The sequence below is a fragment of the Planococcus shenhongbingii genome, from assembly GCF_030413635.1.
Taxonomy (GTDB): Bacteria; Bacillota; Bacilli; order Bacillales_A; family Planococcaceae; genus Planococcus; species Planococcus shenhongbingii.
The window spans coordinates 1,655,406-1,673,524 of record NZ_CP129235.1 but is presented as its reverse complement, the minus strand read 5'-3'; the positions used below and the strand labels follow the sequence as shown (position 1 = coordinate 1,673,524).

Below are 18,119 nucleotides of genomic sequence, written 5' to 3'. Positions count from 1 at the left end.
CGTTGAATGCGCTTTCAATATTCATTATATAGGAAAAATTTAGATAAACTCAACTGAAAACCCCAAAAACATAAAAAACCGTTCCCTTAGCAATCAAGAGAACGGCTTAAGCAGTTTATTTTATTCTAAAAAGTCTTTCAAACGTTTGCTGCGTGAAGGATGGCGAAGCTTGCGCAGCGCTTTAGCTTCAATTTGGCGAATCCGTTCACGGGTCACTCCAAATACTTTCCCCACTTCTTCAAGCGTACGCGTCCGTCCGTCATCCAGGCCGAAACGCAGACGAAGCACGTTTTCTTCCCGGTCTGTCAGAGTATCCAGCACATCTTCAAGCTGTTCTTTCAATAATTCGTAGGCAGCATGGTCAGATGGTGATTGCGCATCCGAGTCTTCGATAAAATCTCCAAGATGTGAATCGTCTTCTTCCCCGATCGGAGTTTCCAAAGATACCGGTTCTTGGGCTATTTTCAAGATTTCACGAACTTTTTCAGGCAATAAATCCATTTCTTCGCCGATTTCTTCCGGAGAAGGTTCACGTCCTAAGTCCTGCAGTAATTGGCGCTGGACACGGATCAATTTGTTAATGGTTTCGACCATATGCACGGGAATACGGATTGTCCGTGCCTGGTCGGCAATGGCACGTGTAATCGCCTGGCGAATCCACCAAGTGGCATACGTACTGAATTTAAACCCTTTAGAGTAATCGAATTTCTCAACAGCTTTGATCAAGCCCATATTGCCTTCCTGGATCAAGTCAAGGAACAGCATGCCGCGCCCAACATAACGTTTCGCAATACTGACAACCAGACGCAAGTTAGCTTCTGCCAGGCGTTTTTTCGCTTCTTCATCGCCTTTTTCAATCAGCTTCGCCAAGCGGACTTCTTCTTCCGCTTTCAGAAGGTCCACGCGGCCAATTTCCTTCAAGTACATGCGGACCGGATCGTTGATTTTAACGCCCGGCGGAACACTCAAGTCATTTAAGTCAAACTTCTCTTCGGTAGGCTTCATCAGGCGTTCCAAATGCTCTTCGTCATCTGATTTTCTTTCAAGTTCAATGCCATGGCCTTCCAGTTGATCAATAAATTCCTCTACTTGATCAGATTCCATTTCAAAAACCGCTAATTTATCGGCTATCTGCTCATAGTTAAGTTCACCGGTTTTTTTACCTGCTTCTATCAATAGGCGCTTTGCTTCTTCAACCGTTACTTCTGGACCTTCTGAACTTAATGAAACATTGCTTGCTTCAACTTCGTTTTGGCGTTCTGATTTCTCAGCCATACGACTTCCTCCTTTTAAAACCGGAATTAACTTACAATGATTTCCGTAAAGCAATCACTTCTTGTGCAAGAAGTAAAGCACGTTTTATATCATGCTGTTTTTCCGCTTCTTTAGATTGCTGGATTTTCAAACTTATCTGCTGCTCAACCCGGTGCTTTTCAAGATGCTTGAGGCAGTCAGCAATTTCTTCATCGCCGTGCTCCGGATCGCGTTCGGACAGCGTAGTCTCCAAGACCAGTTTCCGGAGTTCGGCATCCTGGAGAGTCTCCAGGAATTTATGGAAGTCTGCTTTGTCCCATTCCTCATAGAAACCAAGCAGCTGAACATACAGAGCTTTAAACTCTTCACTGATAAAAGGCATTCCGGATGGTACTTCAGCCAATTTTCTCATGACTCCTCGGTCAGCCAAGGCATGCGAGAACAGCAGCCGTTCGGCCCTGTGCAGTGAAGTGACCCGTTTAGGTTCGCGTTTTACTGTTTTAGCCACTCTTTCCGGACGGCTGCGTTCAATTGATTTGTTTTCAAGCTTTCGGTACTGCTGGAGAATCGCTTCTTCTGACAAACCGGTTTCATTGGATAATTGCTTGATGTATAAATCGCGTTCAATCGGCGACGAACGGCCGGCCAGCAGCTGCAGCACTTCTTGAACGTATTGCAGAAGATCATTTTCGTATTGGAAATTCTTATGCCGGCGTGCATGCATCATAGCAAACGCGATAAACGCATGCGGTTTACCGATAATTTGATCCCGAAAAGCGTCATTGCCGTGTTCCCGGACGTAATCATCGGGGTCCATCTTTCCCGGAAGAACGGCAACTTCCACTTTGAAATTTTCTTCATTAAGCGCAATAGCGGCTCTTTTTGCCGCTTCCCAACCCGCATCATCGCCATCAAAACAAATGACGACGTCCTGGGCAAAACGCTTCATCGCTCTTATATGCTGGGAAGTCAATGATGTCCCCATCGTCGCCAGGGCATTGTCCACTCCTGCTTTGCCGGCTGCAATAACGTCCATAAAGCCTTCAAACAACACAATCTTCCGGTTTTTCCTGATGGCATTGCGGGCTTGATGGACATTGTACAGCACTTGGCTTTTTTGAAAAATCGGCGATTCGGGGCTATTCATATATTTGGCTTCTTGTTTTGTATTTTCAAGAATTCTTCCAGAAAACGCGATGACTTTGCCGTTTTCGTTTGTGATCGGGAATATGATCCGTCCACGGAAGCGGTCAAAATAGCCATTTCCCTGTTCCCGCTGAATCACCAATCCACTCGCGGCCAATTCTTCTTCGCTATATCCTTTTCTCTGAAGAGCCGTAGCCATGTAATTCCATTCAGGAAGCGCCCAGCCGATTCGGAATTTCTCGATCATTTCCCGAGTAAATCCTCTGTTCTCCAAATAATCCAGAGCGGCTTGGCCTTCTTCCGTATTCAATAAAATATGATGGTACATATCAGCTGCAAATTCATGCATCTTGATTAGCTGCTGATCGCTTTTTGAAAGCCCGGATGAAGCTTCCGATGAAGCGTTTGTATTTACTTCCACTTCTATGCCGGTCCGGCTTCCAAGCCTTGCTAAAGCATCCTGAAATGTAATATTTTCAATATCCATTAGAAATGTAATGACGTTTCCACCGGCGCCGCATCCGAAACAGTGAAAGATCTGTTTGTCGGACGTGACGGAAAATGACGGTGTGCTTTCACCGTGAAATGGGCAAAGGCCAAACCAATTGCGGCCTCTTTTGGTCAGTTGGACATACTCACCGACTATATCAACAATATCTGCCGTTGACCGGATTTGCTCAATCACTTCTTCTGGAACTCGATTCGACACTCTATCACCATCTTTTTCTGCTTAACATACTTAATTCGTGACATTCAGGCGAATTCCTTCATCTTTTCATAAAAAGATGAAGCCAAAAAATAGACCTTATTTTAATTTATCCACAATTCTTCATTATAAAACGTTTGTGTCAAAAAATCCACAATTAAAAATAGAAAAACCGCCTTTTCAGGTGGTTTTTCAAACGCCATCATTTTAATTTATTTAAAATAAGGTTGGCTGTTTCTTCGACTGCCCGGTTCGTCACATCGACGACTTCACAGCCGATTTTGCTGACCACTTTTTGAAAATGATCTATTTCTTCGTGTATTCGATTTATTTTAGCATAATTCGCGTCATCATTTAAGCCTAAAGCAATCAAACGCTCTTTTCGGATATAATTCAATTTTTCAGGCGAAATGACCAAACCGAAACATTTTGCAGGATCTACTTTGAATAGCTCTTCCGGCGGGTCTACTTCCGGAACCAGCGGCACGTTAGCCACTTTCAGCCGTTTATGCGCCAAATACTGGGACAACGGCGTTTTCGAAGTTCTCGAAATGCCAACGAGTACAATATCCGCCATTAATATGCCCCGAGGATCTCTGCCATCATCGTATTTCACTGCAAATTCGATCGCTTCCACTTTTTTAAAATAGTCATCATCCAATTTCCGGACCAGTCCAGCTTCTTCCAGAGGCACCGCATCCAGTTCTTTTTCCAGTGCATCCATCAAAGGTCCCATCAAATCGACAGCTGTCACTTTGTGCTTGACGGTTTCTGTTAAAAGAAAACTTCTCAGTTCCCGCGACACTAAGGTGAAAACGATAAACGCTTTTTGCTGTGCTGCCAGTTTGATGATTTCCTGCAAGTGTTCTACGGAATCAATATAAGGGAACCGCTTTAAAACGGCATTCTGATCCGCATATAAATACTGGCTCATTGCCGCTTTGGCGACAAGTTCACCGGTTTCTCCAACAGAATCGGAGACGATGAACAAGCGAAGCTGTTTCAATTCTATGCACCTCACAATTCATGGCTTTCCGACAAAGATAAAAATGCCCGGGTGATATTCGTTTTGGTTAATCGGCCGATTACTTTGAATCCCTCGGGTTGTTCATCGACCACTGGCAAAGCATCGATTTGCTGATTGATCAACCGATGCGCTGCTTGTATCAACGATTCATTTTTTACGCAGTACGTAATATTCGGCATCCGGGTCATAATGATATGTACAGGGATAGCGGTCAAATCCTGGTTCCCCAGGCTGGCCCGCAACAAGTCTTTGCGCGACAGCACCCCTGTCAAAAGGGATTTTTGATCTACGACAAATAACGTTCCGACATCATCCAAAAACATTTGGCTGATTGCGTCATAGACACTTACATCTTCCCTCACCACTACAGGAATCGATTGAAAGTCTTTCACTTTCATATTGTTCATCGTATCCGTAATATCCTGCCCTGGTTTTTTACCGGAATAAAAATAGCCAACACGGGGGCGGGCATCTAAAAAGCCGGCCATAGTCAGGATGGCTAAATCGGGTCTTAATGTTGCTCTTGTCAAATGCAGACGGTCCGCAATTTGTTCACCCGTAATCGGGCCATTGCCTTTAACTATCCGCAATATTTCTTCTTGCCGTTTATTGAGTTCGATCGGACTCACCGCCTCAAAATATGTTATACTCAATGATGATTATTATATACTAATTGGCGCTATATTGCTAAGAAAAGATTGCCATGGTACAATACTAACGAAATGAATATCAGACAATGATGGAGAAATAAGTACTGTTGCTTTAGCGAACGGGGATAGTGGAAGCCCGTATTGACAGGAAAAGGCACTCTGGAGTCAGTTTCTTTTAAGAGGGTTGCAAGCTGCAGCCAATCGGGGTGGAACCGCGGGTCATACGTACTCGTCCTCGGACTTTATGTCCGGGACGTGTACGATTTTTTATTTTATGGAGGTTTTTTATATGTCAATGGAAGAAGTAGTATCGTTAGCAAAACACAGAGGATTTGTTTTTCCGGGCTCTGAAATTTACGGGGGCTTGGCAAATACGTGGGATTACGGCCCACTCGGCGTCGAACTGAAAAACAATATTAAAAAAGCTTGGTGGAAAAAATTCGTCCAGGAATCGGTTCATAACGTGGGGCTTGATGCTGCCATTTTAATGAATCCGAAAACTTGGGTCGCTTCCGGCCATGTCGGCAACTTCAATGATCCAATGATTGACTGCAAAAGCTGCAAAACGCGTCACCGTGCCGATAAATTGATCGAAGATGCACTGGATGCAAAAGGCATCGAAATGATCGTCGATGGTTTGTCTTTTGACAAAATGGCTGAATTGATCCAAGAACATGAAGTCAAATGCCCAACTTGCGGCGCAAAAGACTTTACAGACATCCGCCAATTCAATTTGATGTTCAAAACTTTCCAAGGTGTCACTGAAGCTTCTACGAACGAAATCTATTTGCGTCCGGAAACAGCTCAAGGGATTTTCGTCAACTATAAAAACGTTCAGCGTTCGATGCGCAAAAAAATGCCGTTTGGCATCGCTCAAATCGGCAAAAGCTTCCGCAATGAAATCACACCGGGCAACTTTACGTTCCGGACACGTGAATTCGAACAAATGGAGCTGGAATTCTTCTGCAAACCAGGCGAAGACCTGGAGTGGTACGCTTACTGGCGCGACTTCTGCAAAAACTGGCTGCTTGAGCTGAGTATGACTGAAGATAATATACGCCTTCGTGAACACGATAAAGATGAATTGTCCCATTACTCGAATGCTACAGTGGATATCGAATACAAATTCCCATTCGGCTGGGGCGAGCTTTGGGGCATCGCTGACCGTACGGACTTCGACTTAAAGCGCCATATGGAGCATTCCGGCGAAGATTTCAATTACATCGATCCGATTACAAATGAGCGTTTTGTGCCATATTGCATCGAACCGTCTTTAGGTGCTGACCGTGTAACCCTTGCCTTCTTGGTAGATGCATACAGCGAAGAAGAACTTGAAAACGACGATAAACGCACTGTCATGAGATTCCACCCGGCGCTTGCACCTTATAAAGCGGCCGTGCTTCCATTATCGAAAAAACTGGCTGACGGCGCAACTGAAGTATTTGCTGAACTGTCCAAGCATTTCATGGTGGACTACGATGAATCCCAGTCAATCGGCAAGCGCTACCGCCGCCAGGATGAAATCGGCACGCCGTTCTGCATCACATATGATTTTGATTCCGTAGAAGATGGCCAAGTAACTGTGCGCCACCGTGATTCAATGGAACAAATCCGGATGCCGATCAATGAAGTCCAAGCTTACGTCGCTAAACAGATTGAGTTTTAAATTATAATATAGAAGCCGCAGCATCCAAAGATGCTGCGGCTTTTTCGTTAGGAAAGCTAAAAATTAGTTCCGGACAGTATTTTCCTGATTCCGGACAGTATTTTAGCTCTGGGGACAGTATTTCAATTCAAACGGACAGTATTCTGCATCCTAAGGATAGTAAATGAAATAATTGGAAATAAAAAAAGACCCGCTCAGGTAATTTCATCCTGTTGCGGGTCTTCCACTGTTTTTTTAGGCAAAAATTCAGGTGTTCGTTCCAACTGTTCCAGAAAACCACGCGACTTCAAGCGAATGCCGGCTTGCTCTTCGTAAATCGTCCGGACAATCCCTTTCAGCAGCGTCTTGGATTCCTTTTTCAGCTTTAAGGAGCCAACACGCTCGATCGGCACAAAATAAAATGTGCGGATCAGTTTCACAAGTGCCGGACTCAGCCGGATGATATAGCGGTCGATATGGAAACAGCGGTGGCATAAGAATCCGAGTTCCTGGAATGAGAAAGCAAACTCCCCATCTGTCGCTCCGCAATGTGCGCATTGATGCAATGTCGGGGTCAACCCGGCATTCGGAAGCATTTTCCATTCCACGAACAGCGAAATCGCTTCCGGGTCATAGCCTTCTTCGATGGCATGAAGCGCCTGGAACAGCATTTCATAAACCGACGGCTGTGATTCATCCTGTTCTGTAAGCCGGTCAATCAGTTCGACAATATAACTGGCATAGGCTGTCTTCATAATGTCTTCCCGGATATGCCGGAGCGACTCCAGCGGATCTCCGCTTTGCAGCGTCCCCATGCCTTTGCCTTTGAAAATTGAGTAGCTGCCATGCGTGAACTGCTGCGTCACGGCTGCTAAACGGCTTGAAGGCTTCTTAGCCCCTCTTGCCATGCAAGTGATTTTGCCGGCGTCACGGGTAAATAAAGTGACAATTTTATTGTTTTCCCCGTAGGCCTGCGTCCGGATCACAATACCTTCCAATTGATTCAGCATGAAACCGACTCCTTAATATTCGTCGTCTCTAAAACCGAAATCACGCAAGTGCACTGCTTTGTTGCGCCAATCCTTCTGGACTTTGACCCATAACTCCAAATACACTTTCGAACCTAATAAATTCTCGATATCCGCCCGTGCACGGGAGCCGATTTCTTTCAGCAAAGCGCCTTTTTTGCCAATGACGATTCCTTTTTGGGAATCACGTTCAACCATGATGGTCGCTTGAACGCGGATCATGTCTTTGTTGTCGCTGTCCGGCGCAATCTTTTCGATGACTACGGCAATCGAATGCGGAATTTCTTCCCGTGTCAGATGCAGCGCCTTTTCGCGGATCAACTCGGAAATGATAAAGCGTTCCGGATGATCCGTCACTTGGTCAGCCGGGTAATATTGCGGCCCTTCCGGCAGGTATTCGGTAATTTTGGCAAGCAAGTTTTCTACGTTATTGCCCTGCAATGCCGAAATTGGAATTGCTTCTTTAAAGTCGAATTCATTGCGGTAACCCTCGAGGATTTTCGGCAAATTGTCCGGGTGTACCTGATCAATTTTGTTCAATACCAAAAAGACCGGCACGTCGATGCCTTTCAGCATGTCGAGGACAAAGCGGTCCTGTTTGCCGATGCGGTCATCTGCGCTTGCGACAAACAGCAGTACATCCACTTCGCGGAACGTGTTTTTGGCCACTTTCAGCATAAAGTCCCCCAATTTATGGCGAGGTTCGTTAATGCCTGGGGTATCAATGAAAACCATTTGGCTGTCATTGGTGGTAACGACACCCTGCACTTTGTTTCTGGTTGTTTGCGGCTTATCGCTCATGATGGCGATTTTCTGGCCGACCACTCGGTTTAGAAAGGTCGATTTGCCGACATTCGGGCGGCCGATGATGGAGATAAACCCTGATTTAAAGCCGTTATTTTCTAGCTGCATATTCTAAATCCTCCGTTGAAAACGCACCTGGCAACAGTTCGCTGACTGTAGTTTCCTGGACGTCCCCATTTAAATTTGTTAAGTAAACCGGCATATCCGGCGCACAGAATTCCGCAATTACTTGGCGGCAGGCACCACAAGGTGAAACTGGACCTTTTGTTTCTGCTACGACAGCGAGTGCCGTGAATTTTCTATCGCCTTCTGAAACCGCTTTAAACATTGCTGTCCGCTCTGCGCAGTTTGTCATGGAATAGCCTGCATTTTCAATATTGCAGCCATGGTATACTTTGCCGTCAGCCGTTAGAAGCGCTGCTCCGACCTTGAATTTCGAATAAGGCACATATGCCCGTTCGCGTGCTGTTTTTGCTTCTTCCATCAATTGTTCTTTCTCCATTACGAATCACCTCTGTAAGTTAAAACCATTTTGGTATAAAGATTAGTAATCCAATTATAGCACTTGCAGCGGCAAATACCAAAACGGCACCTGCCGCCATGTCTTTCGCTTCTTTCGCCAGCGGATGGATTTCCGGTGACGCCAGATCCACAACCCGCTCAATTGCAGAGTTCATGACTTCCAAAGCGATCATTCCACCGACCAGTAAAATAATGATGATCCATTCGCCTTTCGACAGCCCGCTCAAGGCACCAGCTATTAAGACCACAAGGGCCGCTAAAAAATGAATCCGCATGTTCTGCTCTTTTTTCCACGACGACCCGATTCCCTGAACTGCAAACTTGAACGAGTTAAAAAATCTACTCGCCTTCATAATTATCCCGGGTAATTCCGAGCGAAGAAAGTATTTCTTCTTGCTTTGCGAACATTTCCTTCTCGTCTTCTTTATTCATATGATCATAACCCAGCAAATGCAAAAATCCATGGACTGCCAAAAAGCCCAGTTCCCGTTCGAATGAATGGCCGTAATCGGCGGCCTGTTCTTTAGTCCTGTCAAGGGAAATGATAATATCGCCGAGCATGCGCGGTTCCAGGGCTCCGACAATTTCAACTTCCCCTTCTCCCATTTCTTCCATTGCAAACGAAATGACATCAGTCGGAACGTCCTTGCCCCGGTATTCTTTATTGATGCCCTGGATGACTTCGTTTGTCACAAACGTTACGGAAACTTCAGCAGCGCCAATGTTTTCAACTTTTGCAGCATGCTGCAATATCTGTTCCACAAATTGCAGCTCTCTGTCACTTAATGTGGCTGTTTCATCCATCAAATCGATCGACATCATCGCAGTTTCCTCCTTTCAACTTGTTTCTTTCGGATATTCAATGCGCGTATGGAAAATGCCATTCAGTGTTTCGCACATGATGTGCTTTACTGTTTTCAGTTCTTTCATCGTTAAATCGCATTCATCAAATTGCCCATCTTTAAGTTTATCTTCTACAATCGCGTCCACCAATTTTTTTATTTTTTCTGAAGTTGGTTCTTTCATGGACCTAACTGCAGCTTCAATGCTGTCTGCTACTGAAATAATGGCAATTTCCTTGGTCTGCGGCTTAGGTCCGCTATACCGGAATGCCGATTCTTCGATATTCGGATCGTTTTCTTTCGCTTTATGATAGAAAAACTTCAAAAGGCTGGTGCCATGATGCTGCGCCGCCACATCCACGATCTCTTTCGGCATTTTGTGCTTTTTCAATAGCTCTGCTCCGTAAGTGCCATGTGCCAAAATAATCGCGCTGCTGGTTTCCACCGGCAATGAGTCATGCGGGTTTGTAATATTGACTTGGTTTTCAATGAAAAACTGCGGCTGCTTTGTCTTCCCGATATCATGGTAATAGCAGCCGACACGGGCAAGCAGGCCGTTCGCGCCGATTGCTTCGCACGAAGCATCTGCCAAGTTTGCAACCATGACGCTGTGATGGTAAGTGCCAGGCGTTTCGGTCAGGATTTTCTTCAATAACGGATGGTTCGGATTGGACAGCTCAATCAGTTTCATGGTTGACAATAGCCCGAATGCCGATTCGAAAAATGGCAGCAGACCGATCGTCATGGCTCCTGACAGTAAACCGGAAATGATAGCCGCCGCAAAATAAAAACTGATTTCCGTCCAGTCATATTGGCTTTGGCCAATCAGCAAGTAAAAGCCGATAAACAATGCGTTAACTACTGCGACAGCCAGACTCGTCTGCAATAGGCGGGTGCGCCGGTCTGCCTGCTCAATCAAGTAAACGCCTGTAAGCCCACCGAATATGATATATAACGCGATATCCATCTGAAGCGTTCCCGCGTTTCCTTCTTGCAACATCATACTCCCAATGGCCCCTGTTAAAAACGTCAAATAAACTGCGGTCCGTTCGTTTAAAAGCATTCGGACAATCATGCCAGCCAAAGCTGTAGGAAAAAGAAAAGCGATCATCACGGCAAAATTACCGCTGACGGCGCTCAACAATTTCATAATCGTCAAGGAAATCGTGAGCACCGCCATTATAACCAACAGCGCTGTTGTTTTTTTCTGTTGAGTAGCGTTCGCCCGGTGAGTGACCACAATAAGAATCCCCAGCACAATCAAGACAAATAACAACAACCCGATAAACGGTTTATAGTCCTGGTGTTCTTCGGTCATTCCCGCCAGTTCGAGCTGCCGGTACACTTCTTTATCAACCACTTGGCCTTCCTGCACCAATACTTGCCCCTGCAAAATCCGTGTCGGTTCCACACTGGCTTTTGCCTGCTCAATCTGTGCTTTAGTCAATGCTTCATTGATCACTTCATTCGGAACAATGCTAAAACGGCCGATGGTGATCATTGCTTGAAGGACAGTAGCAGGAATGTTCTGGTTTTCACGCAATTGCTGTTCGACTTTGCTGCGGATACGTGAAACGTCTTCTTCTCTGATCGGTTCTTTCAATTCTCTTTCCACAATGCCGATTAGAACTTGCTCGACTTGAAGTAAAGTATCTTCAGGCAGCAGCAGCAATGCCTGCAGCATATCATCCGTTAACCTAAGGCCGTTGTCGCTTGTTTCCATCAGCCTTAGATTTTCACGCAGTGTATCCACCATCTTTGGGATATCCGGTTTTTTGTCCGACTTTTTACCTGTCGGTTGTTTAGCCTCAAGGATATATCCGAATAATGAATTGATAACGGCTGACTGGTTTCCAGCTAAGGAATCGTTAAATTGGTAACTTGGCGGAATTTCGGCTGCCACCCGCTGCCTCTCTTCTTCGGTTTTGATGGGATCTTCCACTGTTTTTGCTGATCGGATCGTTTCTTCGGAAAGCTGGAAAAGGCTTATGGAATATGTTTCGCTTTTTACTGAACTGTATAAGAAAGCATAAGCAATGAGGCCGATCAAAAAGATGATTGCCGTAGCCATCACTTTATACCCTGCTTTATCGTAAAGTTGTTTTGCCCGTTTTTGCATAGAAACACCCCACTTCTAGTACTTCTATCATACCAATTGTAAGTGGGTATTTCACGGACAATTACAAATTTATTGAAATTATTTACCAATATTTACAATGCTAATATAAAAAGACCAGCCTTTAAATAGGCTGGTCTTCGTATGCTTCAATAATTTTTGCCACAAGTGGATGGCGGACGACATCGCCGCGTTCCAAGTATTGAAAATGGATTCCGCGGACTTTCTGCAAGATCGTCTCTGTTGCAATCAAACCGGATTCGACTCCGCGCGGCAAATCAATCTGCGTTTTATCTCCTGTAATAATCATTTTTGAACCAAACCCCAGACGTGTCAAAAACATTTTCATTTGCGCTTTTGTTGTGTTCTGCGCTTCATCCAAAATGACAAATGCTTCATCCAGCGTGCGGCCTCTCATATAGGCTAGCGGCGCTATTTCAATGGTTCCGCGCTCTATCAAACGATTTGTCTGTTCCAAGCCCAACACGTCGTGCAGCGCATCGTATAGAGGACGCAGGTAAGGATCTACTTTTTCCTTCAGATCGCCTGGCAGGAACCCTAAGCTTTCGCCTGCTTCCACTGCCGGCCGCGTCAAAATAATTTTCTTCACTTGGCCATTTTTTAAAGCCTGTACAGCCATAACCACCGCTAAATAAGTTTTCCCCGTTCCGGCCGGACCGATTCCGAATACAAGATCTTTGCTTCGTACCGCATGGATATAATGGCGCTGGCCAATTGTTTTTGCACGTATCGCTTTGCCATGGGCATTGCGGGCAACTTCTTCATCATAAAGTTCAGCGAAATATTCAATGGTCCCGGCTCTCGCCATTTCTATTGCAGAAACGATATCGCGCTGATCAATATTGATTCCTTTGCGGATCACTTTCAATATTTGTTCAATCAGCACTTTTCCGACCTGTTTGCCTTCATCTGAGCCAGACAGCCGGATTACATCGCCGCGAGTAATTATTTGAATTTGAAATGCTTCTTCGATCAATGTCATGTGACTATCAGATATCCCGAGCAGCAGCACCGCTTCATTTGGATCTTTCACATGAAGTTCAAGTAATTGGTTTTCTGTCATGTACTCGCTCCTTGGAATCGCATTTTTACTATAAATTCACTGTATCATTAAGTGTGAATAGTTGTAAAACATTTTATATAGGATTTGTTTACATAATAAAATTATTTAAATAAAACCGGTCAGCATGGGCTGACCGGTTCATCTTATCTTCTTGATTTTGGCGGCGACAGAATTTCTGCCAGTATGATCCCCCGTTGGACATCGTTTGCATCAAGCGGCAATAACTCTTCGCTTCCACTTTCTTTTTCTTTCGCTAGAGGCTGTGGGTTATGAGCCGACAATCTGCCTGGAGACATCATTTCTTTTGCTTGTTTCTGCGCTTTTTTGACCGGTGCTTTCTCAGCTGCTTTTTCTACAGCGCGCTTGACCTGCTGAGTGCGTTCCGGGTGGTCGTTCATCTGGGTCTGCAATTCCCCGTAAATTTCTTTCGCGTAATCTTCAGCCCGTTTGAAAGTCCTTTGTCCAGCCTCTCTTCCAGGCACTTTGCGTTTAGCAGGCGCATCGGAATCGCCCGCTCCTTTTTTATTGTTGAAAAAGGCTCCGATTGCCATCACTATTAAACCGAATATGAGAGCTTCCATGCTTAAAACCTCCCTTTACTGCCCGGCATTACTTAACGTCTGCTTTTTCAGTACCTGTACGGGCAATTGAATCTCTCATGCCGGTATCGGATTGGATATTCTTATAGTTCACGTAATCCATGACACCCATATTACCGGAACGAAGGGCTTCTGACAAAGCAAGCGGCACTTCCGCTTCCGCTTCGACTACTTTCGCTCTCATTTCGACCACTTTCGCTTTCATTTCTTGTTCACTTGCCACGGCCATTGCACGGCGTTCTTCCGCTTTCGCCTGAGCAATCTTTTTATCGGCTTCCGCTTGTTCAGTCTGAAGCTCAGCACCAATGTTTTTGCCAATATCCACGTCTGCAATATCGATCGACAAGATTTCAAATGCAGTACCGGAATCCAGCCCTTTCGCCAAAACGGTTTGAGAAATCAAATCCGGATTTTCAAGCACTGTCGCATGGCTTGTACTGGAACCGAGCGTTGAAACGATCCCTTCGCCTACACGGGCAACGATTGTCGCTTCACCAGCACCACCAACCAGACGGTCGATATTGGCCCGAACTGTAATGCGGGCTTTTGCTTTCACTTCAATCCCATTCATTGCCACACCTGCGATAAATGGCGTTTCAATGACTTTCGGATTAACGGACATCTGAACCGCTTCTAATACGTCGCGCCCGGCCAAATCGATTGCCGCTGCGCGTTCAAACGGCAATTCGATGTTTGCCCGGTGTGCAGCAATCAAAGCATTTACTACCCGGTCGACATTACCGCCTGCCAAGTAATGGCTTTCGAGCTGATTAATGGTAACTGTCAATCCCGCTTTTGAAGCCTTGATCAACGGATTGACAATCCGCGACGGAATTACGCGGCGCAGCCGCATTCCAACCAATGTAAAAATACTGACGCGTACGCCAGCCGCCAAAGCGGAAATCCAAAGCGTAATCGGAACAAACGTGAAGAAAATAGCCAATATAACGATGATGGCGATTATTGCAGCGCCTAATCCAAGTGTTTCAATTCCCATTTCTTATTCCTCCCCTTCTTGGTCAATCTCCCGAACAACGATACGAGAACCTTCTACTTTAATGATTTTAACGCTTTTACCAGAATCCACGAAACGGCCATCCGATACGGCATCAATCCGTTCATCATTCAGTTTGATGGTTCCGGATGGGCGCAGCGCAGTTACCGTTACAGCAATCTGCCCCACCAGTTCCGGACGGTTGACAGCCGAGACATAGCCGCTTGCCGTATCCGTGGCATCCGTCAAGATTATCCGTTTGAATAAGTGAAGCCGTTTGCCGAAAAACTTCAATATGATCACCATCCCTGCTGTAGCTACAATTAATGCAATAAGTATTGCTATGGCAGTGGTTTTCAGATTTCCTCCTGCCAAGAGCACGCTTCCGAGTATAGCGGCAAGCCCCAAAAATCCTATTATACCACTCGGCACAAGAAGTTCGGCGGCCAACAAAGCAAAACCGATAATTAACAAGATGATCGATTCATACCCAGCCAGGCCTGCGACCAGATGCCCGTAAAAGAACAATAATAACGAGGAGAGCCCAAGCAGTCCCGGTACCCCAAGGCCCGGTGTGAACATTTCCAATAGCAATCCAAGAGCAGCAATCGACAACAAAACCGGCACGACGAATGGATTGGTTAGAAATCCCGCTAACTTTTCTGAGAAAGTTTCATCGGCATTGACGATTTCAGCTTCTCCGGCTTGATACTCCTGCAAATCACGATTGGCATTGGCCATTGCCAATGCATGCTGCGAATCACCGGAAGAAACGGCATCGTTTTCCATTATCGACGGCCAAGCCCTGTTCGCTTTGTCAGCGGCAGCATTGCCTGCTTGGTCCATTTCGAATATGACGGCTTCCATGTCGGCTGCTTCCGCTTGAATGGGCACTGCATAAACAGGGCTTCCGGCCGCATGGATAGCAGGAATCAGCAGCAAAAATGACAATAGAAAAAGACCAAAAGCCATAAAACCTTTAAGGCTGCGCAAAGGAATCTCTCCTTTCGTTTTACTGTTACTTTATTTACGGATGAATAAGCAAATGGTTTCATAAATACCCGCTCTTTTTATTATAAATGATTTTTTTCCATTACAGAAAGAATGCGCTTACATTTTCGGCAAAGTCTTTTGAGAATTGCTTACCTCTGACACATTTGCCCTTATCGTCCAAGGTCCTATTCATGGTTGAAAATTTGAAGAACCATGACTGTTCTTTTACATTAATAATAGAGAGAGTCACTCTTCCAGTACGTCTTTAAATATTATGCGCTTCGTAAATAATATAGTTATTTTAAGACAATAAAAAACCGGCTGCACGATTTCTCGTACAGCCGGTTTTAGCTGATCGTTCATATTTTTTAAAAGTCGATTTAAAGTAAAGTCAATTAAAATTTACGTTTACGCGCAGCTTCTGATTTCAGTTTGCGTTTTACGCTTGGCTTATCATAATACTCGCGCTTTCTTACCTCTTGCATTGTTCCGGATTTAGAAACAGTGCGTTTGAAGCGGCGAAGAGCATCTTCAATTGATTCGTTTTTACGAACAGTTGTTTTTGTCATCTCTTTTTCCCTCCCTCCGAACACACGTTGAAGCACATAACAACTAGTGTTATATATTAAGAAATTATACCGTATAACCTTCTATAGGTCAACAGTTAATAATCCGTATTTGAAGTTAGCCCCTGCATGATTTGAACACCCGAGCTTGCACCGATGCGAGTAGCTCCCGCTTCGATCATCGCTTCTACATCTTCCAGGCTTCTAACTCCACCGGAAGCTTTCACTCCAAGATCCGGTCCGACTGTTTCGCGCATCAATTTCACATCCGCTACGGTTGCCCCGCCTGTAGAAAATCCTGTTGAAGTCTTGACGAAATCCGCTCCTGCTTCTTTTGAGAGGCGTGAAGCTGTCGCTTTTTCTTCATCAGTCAATAAACTGGTCTCAATGATAACTTTAACAATCGCTTTGCCTTTTGCCGCTTCCACGACTGCCGCAATGTCATTCTTGACCAATTCCATGTCGCCGCTTTTAAGTGCGCCGATATTGATGACCATATCAATTTCGCCAGCGCCTTTGGAAATGGCATCTGTCGTTTCAAATGCTTTTGTTTCTGAAGTCGATGCGCCAAGCGGGAAACCGATGACGGTACAGACTTTTACCGTGCTGTCTTCCAGTTCTTTTGCAGCCGTTGCTACCCATGCAGGATTGACGCAAACAGAAGCGAAGTTGTACTCTGCCGCTTCTTTGCAAAGCTTGGCGATTTGTTCTTTTGTTGATTCAGGTTTCAGTAATGTGTGGTCGATATATGAGGCTAAGTTTGCCATGTAGAAAGCTCCATTCTGATTCTAAGTTTATTAAACGGTCAATTCTTCCATAACCCGGACAAATTGCCCTTCGTTATATGGATATCCCGCTTTGGTGATTTTCACTTTGACGATTTTGCCAATCAACGATTCGTCTCCTGGAATCACGACTTTTAAATAATTATCCGTATAGCCTTCCAGCAGACCGCTGTCTGGATTTTCTTTAAAACATTCTTCTGGAATAATTTCCAGCAATTCTCCTTCAAAATGCGAAGCATATTCTTTTGCCAACTGATCGTTTAAAGCAATCAGCCGGTGAACACGTTCATTTTTAATTTCTTCATCGATTTGGTCTTCCATCCGGGCAGCCGGTGTGCCCGTGCGTTTCGAATAAGGGAAAACATGAAGTTCTGAAAATTTATTGCCATTGATGAAATTGAATGTTTCCATAAACTCGTCTTCCGTTTCTCCAGGAAAGCCAACGATAACGTCTGAAGTGATGGCAAGTTCCGGCAATGCCTTTCGCAGCTGGACAAGCCGGTCCGCGAAAAATTCCATCGTGTATTTCCGTCTCATGCGTTTTAAGACCGTGTTCGATCCGGATTGGATCGGAATATGCAAATGGCGGACGACAATTTTTGAATCGCGCAGCACTGCAATCACTTCATCCGTCAATTGGCTTGCTTCAATGGACGAGATCCGCAGCCGCTTTAGCCCTTTGACTTCCGTCTCCAAATCGCGCAACAGCTGTGCAAGGTTATAGTTTTTCAGGTCTTCCCCGTAACCGCCTGTGTGGATGCCGGTCAGGACGATTTCCAGATAGCCGGCATCGACCAGCTGCTGTGCCTGGCGCACCACTTCTTGCGGGTCACGTGAACGCATAAGGCCGCGGGCCCAGGGAATAATGCAGAATGTGCAAAAATTATTGCAGCCTTCCTGGATCTTCAATGATGCACGCGTGCGGTCAGTGAAAGCCGGCACATCAAGTTCCTCATATATCCGGTTTTTCATGATATTGCCGACCGCATTGATCGGTTTCCGCTCTTCTTTATATTGTTCGATGTACCCAAGCAGTTTGGTGCGGTCCTGGGTGCCCACTACGATGTCGACGCCCGGAATCGCCATGATTTCAGCCGGGGAAGTCTGCGCGTAGCAGCCTGTCACACAAATGACGGCATCGGGATTTTTCCGGACGGCCCGGCGTATGACTTGGCGGCTTTTTTTGTCTCCTGTATTGGTTACAGTGCACGTATTAATGACATAAACATCGGAATGATGATCGAACTCGCCGCGCTCGTAGCCTTGTTCTTTGAACAATTGCCAGATTGCTTCTGTTTCATAATGATTCACTTTACAGCCTAAGGTATGAAACGCCACCGTTGACATAAGTGCCCACC

At 45.4% G+C, this 18,119-nt stretch carries 18 protein-coding genes; 1 reads left to right on the top strand and 17 read right to left on the bottom strand.

Annotation, left to right across the window (positions count from 1 at the left end; genetic code table 11):
• Positions 1–120: 120 nt before the first annotated feature.
• The 4 genes from rpoD to ccpN form a co-directional block, all read right to left on the bottom strand.
• Positions 121–1,275 carry an RNA polymerase sigma factor RpoD gene (gene rpoD / locus QWY16_RS08320; RefSeq protein WP_300992616.1) on the bottom strand — a complete coding sequence of 385 codons (1,155 nt, stop codon included), beginning with the start codon at positions 1,273–1,275 and terminating at the stop codon, positions 121–123.
• Between the two features lie 31 nt (positions 1,276–1,306).
• Positions 1,307–3,109, bottom strand: a complete 1,803-nt coding sequence (gene dnaG / locus QWY16_RS08315; protein ID WP_300992613.1) for a DNA primase — start codon at positions 3,107–3,109, stop codon at positions 1,307–1,309.
• A 199-nt stretch (positions 3,110–3,308) separates the two neighbouring features.
• Positions 3,309–4,112 (bottom strand): pyruvate, water dikinase regulatory protein, encoded by an 804-nt coding sequence (locus QWY16_RS08310; RefSeq protein WP_300992610.1) that lies wholly within the window; start codon positions 4,110–4,112, stop codon positions 3,309–3,311.
• A gap of 11 nt (positions 4,113–4,123) precedes the next feature.
• Positions 4,124–4,762, bottom strand: coding sequence for a transcriptional regulator CcpN (ccpN, locus tag QWY16_RS08305; RefSeq protein ID WP_300992609.1), 639 nt, complete (start codon positions 4,760–4,762; stop codon positions 4,124–4,126).
• Between the two features lie 310 nt (positions 4,763–5,072).
• Between ccpN and QWY16_RS08300 the strand changes: the two genes are divergently transcribed.
• Positions 5,073–6,449 (top strand): glycine--tRNA ligase, encoded by a 1,377-nt coding sequence (locus tag QWY16_RS08300; protein WP_300992607.1) that lies wholly within the window; start codon positions 5,073–5,075, stop codon positions 6,447–6,449.
• A 194-nt stretch (positions 6,450–6,643) separates the two neighbouring features.
• Here QWY16_RS08300 and recO read toward each other — a convergent pair whose 3' ends face one another.
• From recO to mtaB, 13 genes are all read right to left on the bottom strand, one after another.
• Positions 6,644–7,438 (bottom strand): DNA repair protein RecO, encoded by a 795-nt coding sequence (gene recO, locus QWY16_RS08295; RefSeq protein WP_300992605.1) that lies wholly within the window; start codon positions 7,436–7,438, stop codon positions 6,644–6,646.
• A 12-nt stretch (positions 7,439–7,450) separates the two neighbouring features.
• Positions 7,451–8,368, bottom strand: a complete 918-nt coding sequence (gene era / locus QWY16_RS08290; protein ID WP_300992602.1) for a GTPase Era — start codon at positions 8,366–8,368, stop codon at positions 7,451–7,453.
• On the bottom strand, positions 8,352–8,762 hold the full coding sequence (locus tag QWY16_RS08285; protein ID WP_300992600.1) for a cytidine deaminase: 411 nt from the start codon (positions 8,760–8,762) through the stop codon (positions 8,352–8,354). Before QWY16_RS08285 ends, era begins: the two co-directional genes overlap by 17 nt.
• A gap of 19 nt (positions 8,763–8,781) precedes the next feature.
• A complete protein-coding gene (locus QWY16_RS08280; RefSeq protein WP_300992598.1) occupies positions 8,782–9,135 on the bottom strand; it encodes a diacylglycerol kinase family protein in 354 nt (117 codons plus the stop codon).
• Positions 9,122–9,604: an rRNA maturation RNase YbeY gene (gene ybeY, locus QWY16_RS08275; RefSeq protein ID WP_300992596.1), complete on the bottom strand. Its 483-nt coding sequence runs from the start codon at positions 9,602–9,604 to the stop codon at positions 9,122–9,124. Before ybeY ends, QWY16_RS08280 begins: the two co-directional genes overlap by 14 nt.
• A 15-nt stretch (positions 9,605–9,619) precedes the next feature.
• Entirely contained in the window at positions 9,620–11,743 is a 2,124-nt protein-coding gene (locus QWY16_RS08270) for an HD family phosphohydrolase (RefSeq protein ID WP_300992594.1), read from the bottom strand.
• A 121-nt stretch (positions 11,744–11,864) separates the two neighbouring features.
• Positions 11,865–12,824, bottom strand: coding sequence for a PhoH family protein (locus QWY16_RS08265; RefSeq protein WP_300992593.1), 960 nt, complete (start codon positions 12,822–12,824; stop codon positions 11,865–11,867).
• Positions 12,825–12,967: 143 nt separating this feature from the next.
• Entirely contained in the window at positions 12,968–13,405 is a 438-nt protein-coding gene (locus QWY16_RS08260) for a YqfB family membrane protein (RefSeq protein WP_300992591.1), read from the bottom strand.
• Between the two features lie 28 nt (positions 13,406–13,433).
• The gene (gene floA / locus QWY16_RS08255) at positions 13,434–14,420 is read right to left on the bottom strand and encodes a flotillin-like protein FloA (protein WP_300992589.1); all 987 of its coding nucleotides are present in this window, start codon (positions 14,418–14,420) and stop codon (positions 13,434–13,436) included.
• A gap of 3 nt (positions 14,421–14,423) precedes the next feature.
• Positions 14,424–15,410 carry an NfeD family protein gene (locus QWY16_RS08250; protein ID WP_300992587.1) on the bottom strand — a complete coding sequence of 329 codons (987 nt, stop codon included), beginning with the start codon at positions 15,408–15,410 and terminating at the stop codon, positions 14,424–14,426.
• Between the two features lie 395 nt (positions 15,411–15,805).
• Positions 15,806–15,979 (bottom strand): 30S ribosomal protein S21, encoded by a 174-nt coding sequence (gene rpsU, locus QWY16_RS08245; protein ID WP_008431605.1) that lies wholly within the window; start codon positions 15,977–15,979, stop codon positions 15,806–15,808.
• A 95-nt stretch (positions 15,980–16,074) separates the two neighbouring features.
• Positions 16,075–16,743 carry a deoxyribose-phosphate aldolase gene (deoC, locus tag QWY16_RS08240; RefSeq protein ID WP_300992585.1) on the bottom strand — a complete coding sequence of 223 codons (669 nt, stop codon included), beginning with the start codon at positions 16,741–16,743 and terminating at the stop codon, positions 16,075–16,077.
• Positions 16,744–16,773: 30 nt separating this feature from the next.
• Positions 16,774–18,108 (bottom strand): tRNA (N(6)-L-threonylcarbamoyladenosine(37)-C(2))-methylthiotransferase MtaB, encoded by a 1,335-nt coding sequence (mtaB, locus tag QWY16_RS08235; RefSeq protein WP_300992583.1) that lies wholly within the window; start codon positions 18,106–18,108, stop codon positions 16,774–16,776.
• Positions 18,109–18,119: the final 11 nt, after the last annotated feature.

Excerpts from the sequence above, each read along its gene's own strand:
- rpoD (WP_300992616.1), bottom strand. The coding sequence starts at position 1,275 with ATGGCTGAGAAATCAGAACGCCAAAACGAAGTTGAAGCAAGCAATGTT.
- QWY16_RS08300 (WP_300992607.1), top strand. The coding sequence starts at position 5,073 with ATGTCAATGGAAGAAGTAGTATCGTTAGCAAAACACAGAGGATTTGTT.
- recO (WP_300992605.1), bottom strand. The coding sequence starts at position 7,438 with ATGCTGAATCAATTGGAAGGTATTGTGATCCGGACGCAGGCCTACGGG.
- era (WP_300992602.1), bottom strand. The coding sequence starts at position 8,368 with ATGCAGCTAGAAAATAACGGCTTTAAATCAGGGTTTATCTCCATCATC.
- QWY16_RS08285 (WP_300992600.1), bottom strand. The coding sequence starts at position 8,762 with ATGGAGAAAGAACAATTGATGGAAGAAGCAAAAACAGCACGCGAACGG.
- QWY16_RS08280 (WP_300992598.1), bottom strand. The coding sequence starts at position 9,135 with ATGAAGGCGAGTAGATTTTTTAACTCGTTCAAGTTTGCAGTTCAGGGA.
- ybeY (WP_300992596.1), bottom strand. The coding sequence starts at position 9,604 with ATGATGTCGATCGATTTGATGGATGAAACAGCCACATTAAGTGACAGA.
- QWY16_RS08270 (WP_300992594.1), bottom strand. The coding sequence starts at position 11,743 with ATGCAAAAACGGGCAAAACAACTTTACGATAAAGCAGGGTATAAAGTG.
- QWY16_RS08265 (WP_300992593.1), bottom strand. The coding sequence starts at position 12,824 with ATGACAGAAAACCAATTACTTGAACTTCATGTGAAAGATCCAAATGAA.
- QWY16_RS08260 (WP_300992591.1), bottom strand. The coding sequence starts at position 13,405 with ATGGAAGCTCTCATATTCGGTTTAATAGTGATGGCAATCGGAGCCTTT.
- floA (WP_300992589.1), bottom strand. The coding sequence starts at position 14,420 with ATGGGAATTGAAACACTTGGATTAGGCGCTGCAATAATCGCCATCATC.
- rpsU (WP_008431605.1), bottom strand. The coding sequence starts at position 15,979 with ATGACAAAAACAACTGTTCGTAAAAACGAATCAATTGAAGATGCTCTT.
- deoC (WP_300992585.1), bottom strand. The coding sequence starts at position 16,743 with ATGGCAAACTTAGCCTCATATATCGACCACACATTACTGAAACCTGAA.
- mtaB (WP_300992583.1), bottom strand. The coding sequence starts at position 18,108 with ATGTCAACGGTGGCGTTTCATACCTTAGGCTGTAAAGTGAATCATTAT.